The sequence below is a fragment of the Pseudomonas sp. 3A(2025) genome, assembly GCF_054589175.1.
The window spans coordinates 220,407-229,652 of the sequence record NZ_BAAILM010000018.1 but is presented as its reverse complement, the minus strand read 5'-3'; the positions used below and the strand labels follow the sequence as shown (position 1 = coordinate 229,652).

5 protein-coding genes are annotated in these 9,246 nt (G+C 60.7%); 1 reads left to right on the top strand and 4 read right to left on the bottom strand.

Going from position 1 to position 9,246, the window contains the following annotated elements:
* Positions 1-834: 834 nt before the first annotated feature.
* The 4 genes from ACYP2A_RS07760 to ACYP2A_RS07745 all read right to left on the bottom strand — a co-directional run bounded on the left by ACYP2A_RS07760 (position 835) and on the right by ACYP2A_RS07745 (position 7,977).
* Complete coding sequence (locus tag ACYP2A_RS07760; protein WP_459744160.1) at positions 835-2,856, bottom strand: hypothetical protein; 2,022 nt, start codon at positions 2,854-2,856, stop codon at positions 835-837.
* Positions 2,857-2,914: 58 nt separating this feature from the next.
* Entirely contained in the window at positions 2,915-4,609 is a 1,695-nt protein-coding gene (locus ACYP2A_RS07755) for an alpha-keto acid decarboxylase family protein (RefSeq protein WP_459744159.1), read from the bottom strand.
* On the bottom strand, positions 4,596-6,353 hold the full coding sequence (locus ACYP2A_RS07750) for a flavin monoamine oxidase family protein (RefSeq protein WP_459744158.1): 1,758 nt from the start codon (positions 6,351-6,353) through the stop codon (positions 4,596-4,598). The genes ACYP2A_RS07755 and ACYP2A_RS07750 overlap by 14 nt, the downstream gene beginning before the upstream one ends.
* A gap of 232 nt (positions 6,354-6,585) precedes the next feature.
* Entirely contained in the window at positions 6,586-7,977 is a 1,392-nt protein-coding gene (locus ACYP2A_RS07745) for an MFS transporter (RefSeq protein WP_459744156.1), read from the bottom strand.
* 207 nt (positions 7,978-8,184) lie between these two features.
* On the opposite strand from ACYP2A_RS07745, the gene ACYP2A_RS07740 reads away from it, so the two are divergent.
* Positions 8,185-9,246: AAA family ATPase (locus ACYP2A_RS07740; protein WP_459744148.1), on the top strand; the 1,062-nt coding region annotated here is incomplete at its 3' end.

Genomic DNA, 9,246 nt, shown 5'->3' with positions numbered 1-9,246 from the left:
AAAAGCCCCTGGCGGCAGCCCCTTCGGGTCAGCCGCCAGGGGCTTTTTCAATTCGGGACTCACAGCAGACTTGACCGTACCTCCCCATGTTTGCTGCGCGACAGCGCGGCGCCATGGCGACGGGCGATCTCTCATCAAACATAAAATAACTTATTGATTTTAATGAATTAAAAACACAAATTTGTAGGAGGCAGCTCTGCTGGCGATTGAGCGCAAAGCGCTCACAGGAATCTGCGAAACGCTGAACATTTACGACTGCTAACGCAGCCGATCGCGATGGTCCGGCATTCCGGCAGAGCCCCCTCCTACAGGTCCCATGTTTGCTGCGCGACAGCGCGGCGCCATGGCGACGGGCGATCTCTCATCAAACATAAAATAAGTTATTGATTTTATTGAATTTAAAAAACACCACTTGTAGGAGGCAGCTTTGCTGGCGATTGAGCGCAAAGCGCTCACAGAAATCGTCGAAACGCTGCAAATCTACGACTGCTGCGCAGCCGATCGCGGGCAGAGCCCCCTCCTACAGGTCCCATGTTTGCTGCGCGACAGCGCGGCGCCAAGGCGACGGGCGATCTCTCATCAAAAATAAAATAAGTTATTGATTTTATTGAATTAAAAACACGAATCTGTAGGAGGGAGCGGGCGGCGATCCGTCTCTGCTGGCGATTGAGCGCGAAGCGCTCACGGAAATTTCTGAAACGCTGATATTTACGACTGCTAACGCAGCCGATCGCGATGGTCCGGCATTCCGGCAGAGCCCCCTCCTACAGGTCCCATGTTTGCTGCGCGACAGCGCGGCGCCAAGGCGGCGCCCGGCCGGTCATTTGTGTTGTATCAATATGGCGCCGGGCTCACCGTCGCATTGCGCCATGCGGTTTGCAGTTGCTCGTTCAGCAGCGCCGGCACCGGTTTGCCGGGTTGTTTTTCCAGGCTGATTTTCAGCCCGTTGAGCGAGCGGCCGCTTAAGCGGTTGCCGGCCAGGTCTTCACGAAAGACCTGCTCGGCTTCGGCGTACTTTTCCTGGTCGAGCAGCGCATAGCCCAGCGACTCACGCAGCGTGTAGTACCAGTCCGGTGGCTCGTTGTAGTTCAGGGCGTCCTGAATCTCGACAGCCTTGCGCCAGGCGGTCAGCACCTGTTCTTTGTTGTCGCCACTTAGGCCCTTGAGGTCGGTGGCAAGCTCCTGCGGGTCATTCTTGGTGAACACCTGGGCACTGGCTTGCTTGAGCGCGTTCAGGTCCAGCGTGCCCTTGAGGTTTTCCTGAGCCTTGTTGATCAGGATCAGGTTGGCGATGCGCAGCAGGTCCACGGCCTTGTTGCTGCCGTAGGCCAGCTCTGTGGCCGGTGCTGCAACAGGTTCCTTGAGGCTGCTGTCGACTGCCTGCCACCAGACCTTGAGCGCATCGCGGGCGGCGTCGTTGCTCAAGCCATCTTGCGCCACTTGTTGGTACGCCTTGGCATAGGCGGTCATGGCGCGGGTGTAGGGCGCGGTCAGGTCTTTCCAGTCGGCGACGACGGCCTTGCAGGTCTGGTTGATCTGCGCCAGGCCCGCGTGGATTTTCGGCTCGATGCGCGCCAGCGCGTCCCAGTCCTGGAAGCGTACGGCGAAGTAGTAGGGCACGGCATAGAAGTAATCGGATTTGACCCGAATCTCATCCGGGTACTGCTTGCACAGAAAATCCTGTGAGGCGAAGCGCGTGGTGTTCTCCACCAATTCCTCGGCCATGGTCAGGGTTTCGTTCTGCCGGCCTTCGATCGACAGGGTCCAGGTCAGAAAGTGGATGTTGTGCCCCAGATAATGCAGCGCGTACGGGCTCTGCGGGTCGGCCTGTTTGATATAGGCGCGGTCGACCGAGACGGCGGTGTAGTTGGTGATGCTCGCCAGCGCGTTGTCGCCGGTGCGCTGGTAAATGTGCGAGGCCATATGCACCAGGTGACCGATGGCCGGGTTCTGGGTGCGGAAGCGATCTGCCATGGGCAGGCCGCTGTCGGGGAATGGCGATTCTTCGATGGCATGAATGTAGAAGTGGTTGGCGCCGGTGTGATTCTGGTTTTGCACCAGCACCCGGTTGAGCACTTGCAGCGCCTCGTAGGCCGGGCCGGTGGGTTGCACTTCGTTGGAGGTGGCTTCGGTGCCTTTCCACCACTTCCACGGGGCCAGGTTGAGCAGGGCGTCGGCGTACAGCGTGGCGGCGTCGAGGTCGTCGGGGTTTTGCTCCGAGAGCTTTTTCATCGCGTCGGCATAACGTTGTTTGCCGGCCTGTTCGATCAGCACCTTGTCGCCTTTGACCGTGTACAGGGTCAGCAGCGCTTCGGCATAACCCAGTTCGCGCTTGAGTTGTGCCTCGGGAAATTGCTGTTTGACCGCTAGGTCTTCCAGGCGCGCGGTGGCGTTGTCTTTGGCAATCTGAGCCGAGCGCCAGGCCAGCAGGTTGCAGCCGTCGGTGGCGTCGCTGTTGATGTTGGAGTTGGCCGACAAGGCAATGCCCCAGTACGGCATGGCGGCTTTTTCATCGAAGCGGCTGGCCTGGTAAAAGGCGCGGGTGGCTTCGGCGAAATTGAAGCCGTATTGCAGGGCAATGCCCTGGCTGTAGAACGCCTCGACCTTGTCGGCATCCTTGAGCGCCACCAGCGGATAACGCGTGCCGCCCAGGCCCGACAGCAGGTAATCCTTGGCAGTGTCCTTGTCGCTGACGCACTGGTGCAGCACCTCCAGGTATGCCGTGTTCTTGTCGGCGGCGAAGGTGTCGGGTGCTTGCCCGGTGCCGTGGTCGTGGCCCAGGGTATGGGCCAGCGCGTTGCCTGCGAACAAGGACAGGCTCAGTAACGACAAGGTAAACAGAGGGCGAACATCCATGCGGCACTTACTCCATTGAATACGCACGCCCATGCCGTGCAAGGGCGTGCACAAAGGTTCAAACGTCTTGATTGGTGCTTGAGGCCAAAGCAGCAATCTGCGGCGCCAGGTCGGTTTTCGGGATGACCACCTGCACCAGCGTGGTGTCCTGGCTGTCGAGCAGTTGCGGCAGCAGCGCGCGCAGTTCGCCCAGGGTCGAAATCGTGTAGCCCTTGGCGCCGAAGCCTTGTGCCAATGCAGGATAGTCCCACTGTGGCAACACATCGAACGCTGCGAACTTGCCCGTTTCAAAGGCGCTGATGTCGACGAACGCCTGTTCGATGGCATACACCTCGTTGCTCATCACGAACACCACCGCGTTGATGCGGTTGCGCACCAGGGTCGACAGCGACTGGCACATCATCATGAAGCCACCGTCGCCGGCAACGACGATGGGCCGGCGTTTGCCACCCATCGCCACGCCCAGCGCGCAGCCGGTCTCGTGACCCAGCGAGCCCCAGATGGCGTCGGCGACAAAGCTGTTGCGCGGCATCCACAGAATGTTGCTGGCGGCATACAGCGACGAGCTTTCACCGAGGATCAGCGCGCTGTCGTCCCACAGGTTCTGTTGGTCGGCGAAAAAGCTCAAGGTATCGAGAAACACCTCGTAGTCCAGCGGCGTGTCGTCCGGCAGCGGGGCCGGCCAGGCGGCATGCAGCGTCAACGGTTGTTCCAGCGGCGGGAAACTGCCGTACAGGCCCAGCGCGCTATTCAGGGTGTTCAGGTAGTCGGGCAGGGCGATGTGCGGGTAGTACTGGAAGCCGGTACGCGCCTGCTGGGTGTTGACCAGAATGATGTTGCCAAAGTCGTTGCGCAGCAGGTTCAGGTAGTCGTCGGTAAAGATCGCCCCCAGCGCCAGGATGCAGTCCACGCCTTGCAGGTATTCACGGGTTTCAGGGCGCGAGGCGGTGCCGGCGTAGGTGCCGATGAACAACGGATGCGTCTCGTCGAGCACCGTCTTGGCTTCCAGCGTGGTGGTGAACGGCAAGCCGCTGGCTTCGATCAGGCGCAGCGCCTGCTCTTGCAAGCCAAAGCGCGCAATCTCGATGCCGAGCATGATCACCGGCCGTGAGGCGGCGCGCAGGCGCTGCACCGATGCGCCCACGGCCGCCAGCAACGACGCGGCATCATTGGGTGCCGGCACGGCGCGCAATTTACCGACTGGCTGCGGGCAAACCTCGCCCCAGACGTTCTGCCAGGCTTCCAGATAGATCGGCCGTCGTTCGCTGATCGCGGCGATCAAGGCCTTGTCGATCAGTGCTGGTGCGGTGCGGCTGTCGTCCAGTAGTTCGCAGGCCACGGTGACGTTTTCAAACACCTTGCGGCCGACCTGCAAGTCGCCGGTTGAGTGGTGAAACAGCACGTCTTCGGACCAGATCAACTGGCGGTTGGCGGCAGTCGGGCTGGCGCTGATGACCACCACCGGGTTGCGTTCCACATAGGAGCCTGCAATCGCGTTCAGGGCGCTGAAAGTGCCGACGCCGTATTGCAGCGACACGGCGCCGATGCCCTTGTAGCGGGCATAACCGTCGGCCGCATAAGCGGCACCCAGCTCGTTGATGTCACCCACTGCGTCGATGTTCGGATTGCGCTCCAGGGCATCCATGAAGTGCGCGACATAGTCGCCGGGCACCTGAAACACCTTGTCCAGACCCAATTGTTCGAGCCGTGCGAGCAGGTAGTCGGCCACGGTAAACGGGTTATTTGTCGCCATTGTGGATTCCCTTCCAGGCAAACTCGGTGACTTTCTTCAGCAGTTCTGTGGCGTCTGCACCGGGCACCGGCTGGCCGGGCTCGAAGCTGCAACCGTACGGGGTGGGCACCGGCAGCAGGGCGTAGCTTTCCGGCAGCCATTCCGGGCGGTCCAGGCCAAAAAAGTCCTGCAAGGTCGATTCGGCCACGGTGAGCGCGCCTTCAACCCAGCCCTGGCCGTAGGAATAGGCTTCGCCGACGATGTAGATGTGCTGGTCTTCGACCGGGTTACGCATCTGGCAGATGATCTGGTCGACCCGATAGTTGGCCTTCCACTCATGCCAGCCGCCGCCGTACGGGTCGCTGTCCCAGGCGTGGTAGACCGCTGAATACGGCGCCGGCAATTCGACCTGATCGTGCAGTTGCGTGACCTGCATCTGTGCGACCTTGACCATCTCGTCGCTGACCGGAAACTCGGTGCGCGGCACTACAGGTTCGGCCTTGAGCTTGCCGACCAGGCTGGCCGGGGTGAAGCCGGTGAACAGCGGGCCGTCTTCCAGGCCTTTCCAGAACGGCACGGTGCCCAGGTCGTTGTAAGAGGCCATCAGCAACGAGTTGAGGGTCGATTCGCCGCCTTTTTGCTCGCACTCGGTGCCCATGTAGTAGACCTGCCGGATCGGCAGGTCGGTCACCGAACGCCCGGCCACCAGGCCCAGCGAACGCCACCAGGGTTTTTCATAGGCCAGAAACAGCTTGAACGCCGACTGGATCAGCACCGAACCGATATTGTTCTTCAGCCATGGGTCGTTGAAGATCGGCGCGTCGATCAGCTCCAGCGAACGGCGCGGCATGGCGAGGATGATCTTGCGGGCCTTGACCACCTGGCTGCCGACGCTGTCGTCAGTCTGGCCGTCGACGGTGACGGTAGTCTGAAAGTGCAGGCGGTACGGGTAAACCGAGTCGTCGGCGTAGCTGATCGACACCAGACGCTGGTTCATCTGCACGCGTTTTTCGCTCGGCAACTGGCCCGGCAGATCGGCGAACTTGTAGGCCAGGGTCAGCGGCAGGCTCTGGAAACCGTTGGCCAGGGTCAAGAACTCCGTGGTGTCCTTGTATTCGGTGGCCGGCAACTGGGTCACGGCACTGGCGTTGGCGACGTTGGCCTCATAGCCGCCGGCGTCCTTCATGAACTGGTAACCCTCGTTGCTCATCACCCGGTAGAGCAGGTCCCAGAAACCGTATTTCCAGATTTCCTTGCCGAACACCTGAACCTGCATCTGCTGGCACAGGCTGAGCGTGTCGAAGCCTGGGTAGACGTAGTTCATGACCTTGACTTGCAGGTCTTCGGGGCAGAAGCCGCGCTCTGACCAGGCCAGGTCGTAGGGGATCTTTTCCGGCGCTTCTTCAAAGTCGCGATAACGAAAGCGTTTGCCGCGCAGATAAAAAAGGTTGTTCTTCGAGCCGACAGGTTCCGGTGCGCCCATCGGAAAATCCTTGGTCGGCAGTTGCAGGTGATCGACCAGTTTGTCGACCAGCACATGGCCGTTCTCGCCGGGCATGTAGCGCATGCCGCCGACCTCGGCGACCACGTTCGGCAGCCCCGGCAGATTAATACTGAACAGCCGCCCGCCGATTCGGTCGCTGTACTCGAACAACACGATGTTCTGCGTGTCGCCATGCACCTGTTGCAGGCGCCAGGCGCTGTAAGTGCCAGAGGCCCCGCCGCCGATCACGGCAACGTCGAGTTCCAGTTCTTGAGGCGTCATTGAAGATATCCATATTCAAGGTAGAAGGTGATGGCGTCGCGCAAGTCGCGAGCAAGTATCAGGGAGGATTTTCAGGAATGCCAATGTGCCATCAGCGGGTGACGAGGAGATGAACGGGAACAGGGCGCAATGGTGAAAATTTTTCATTTTCGCGTTGCGAGTTTGCGTTATTGCCCTGTTTTCAGGCGGGCAAGGTGAAAAAAAATCTCGGAACGATCAGGCGAAAATAGCATCACGGACGATTCAATATCGCCGCCCCCGCCTGCGGTTCCAGGCGCAGGCTGTCGTACATCGCCACCAGTGCCATGACGCTGAGCAGCACGAAGGCCAGCTGGAAGTCTGCCGTGTCGGCCGTACCCTCGTTGCCATGCACCATCATGGCGCCGCGCAGCAGCAGGGCGGCAATCGCCACGCCCAGGCCCATGCTCAGTTGAAAGATCATGCTGAACAGCGTTGACGCATTGCTCATCTGTGGTTGCGGCACATCGGCGAAACCCAGGGTGTTGTAGGCGGTAAATTGCAGCGATCGCGACAACCCGCCCAAAAACAGCAGCAACATGATCAGGCGGTGATCCATCGCCGCATCGAAGCTGGCGCACACGGCAATCGCCAGCACGCCCAGCAGGCCGTTGACCAGCAGCACCTTGCGAAAGCCCCAGCGGTTGATCACCCAGGTGGTGCACGCCTTCATTGCCAGGTTGCCGGCAAATACGGCAATCACCAGAAAACCTGCGGTCACCGCCGACAAGCCGAAGGCCAGCTGGAACATCAGCGGCAGCAGGAACGGCAGGGCGGTGATGCACGCGCGAAACAGCGACGCGCCGATCAGGCTGGCCTTGTAGGTCGGGATGTTGATCACGCTCAGGTCGAGCAACGGGTGTTCGCTGCGGCGCATGTGCCACACCGAGCAGGCGCCCAGCAACAAGGCGCCGAGGCACAGCAGGCTGGCCGGCAGGAAGTTTTTCAGGTCCTGGCCCAGCCACTCGAAGCCATACAGCAAGGCCGCACAGGTGCTGCCCAGCAGAATGAAACCCAGCCAGTCGAAAGGTCGGCTGCGTTCGGTGCGTTCATTGGGAATCAGCGAAAAGGTGGCGATGAACGCCAGCAGCCCGAGCGGCAGGTTGATGTAGAAAATCCATGGCCAGCTGGCGTAGGTCACCATCAGGCCGCCCAGCGGCGGGCCGAGCACCGGAGCAATCAACGCGGGTGCAGTGATATAGCCGATGGCTTTGACCAGGTCCTTTTTCTCGGTAGTACGCAGCACCGCCAGGCGCCCGACCGGGACCATCATCGCGCCGCTGATGCCTTGCAGAATCCGCGCGCCAATAAAGGTTTCCAGGCTGCTGCTCAGCCCGCACAGCAACGAGGCGAAGCTGAACATGGCAATCGCACTGGCGAACACTCGCCGTGCGCCGAAGCGGTCGGCCAGCCAGCCGCTGATAGGAATGAACGCCGCCAGCGCAATCAGGTAGCTGCTGATCGCCACGTTAAGGTCGACGGCGGCCACGTCGAAGCTGTGCGCCATCTGCGGCATGGCCGTGACAATGATCGTGGCGTCGAGGTTTTCCATGAAAAACGTGGCAGCGACCAGAAAGGCCACTTTGGTCGAGTGAGACAGGTTCATCAGGCAGTCCATAGGCGGCGGATGGGTCCATGCCAACCCATCGTAGACAACACATCCTGAATTGAAAATATCTGTTTTGTGTGCGTCGCATTGAGGTGTTGGTACGAGTGACCGAGCGGTCAAAACGCAGGTGCATCAGATGTGTTACGGATCTTTTCGGTTTTTTTCCGGTCTATGAGGCCTGTTTAAACTCAGGGAAGGATGTTTATGAACGCCGCATTAAACACCGCAGCCACGCACATTCGTCAGGTCGTACGGACCGCCACCGAAGGGCTGGTGGGTCGCGAACAACTGGCCGAGTTGATCGTGCTGGCAGCGGTCGCCCAGGAGCACATTCTGGTCATCGGCCCGCCCGGTACGGCGAAAAGTGCGGTGGTACGGCGCGTGGCGCAGTCGATGGGCGGGCGTTATTTCGAATACCTGCTGGGGCGATTTACTGAACCGTCGGAACTGTTCGGCACCGTCGACCTGAAAAAGCTGCGCGAAGGCACGGTCGAAACCGATGTCAGCGGCATGCTGCCAGAAGCCGATATCGTCTTTCTCGACGAAGTGTTCCTCGGCTCTACGGCCATTCTCAATACCCTGCTGGGCGTGCTCAACGAGCGGCGCTTTCGCCGTGGCCACACGCAGATCGAGTGCCCGCTGCGGGTCTGCGTGGCGGCCTCCAACGGCCTGCCCGAGGATGAAGCGCTGGCCGCGTTTGGTGACCGCTTTCTGTTGCACCTGTTTGTCGACTCGGTGCCGGACAACCAGCTTGAAGCGATGCTCGCCGGTGGCTGGCAGAGCGAGCGGCGGCAGATACCGTCGTTGCTGGGTTTGAATGAGCTGGACACGCTGGGCCAGGCCCTTGGCGATGTCGACCTGAGCGCCGTGCGGCCCTTGCTGGCCCAGGCGATTCGCCGCCTGCGCGAGGCGGGCATTCAGTTGTCCGACCGGCGCATCGTCAAATCGCAACGGCTTATCGCCGCCGCTGCCTTGCTCGGCGGGCGTACCGAGGCCAGCGAGGCTGACCTGTGGCCGCTGTTATATGTGCTGCCGACCCAGGAAACCCAGCAACGTGGCCGCGAGATCCTCGGTGAGCTCTTCGCAGGTTCAAGCAATGCGCATTTGTTCAGCGCCGTGGAAGAGGCGACCTTGCAGCCGATGTCGCGGCTCAATCGCTTGCTGGAAACCGCCGAAGAGTACCTGGCGCGCAGCGAGCCGCCATCGAACCAGCAGCTTGAAAGCCTGCTGCGCGAAATCGACTCCAACTTCAACAGCGAGACCCTG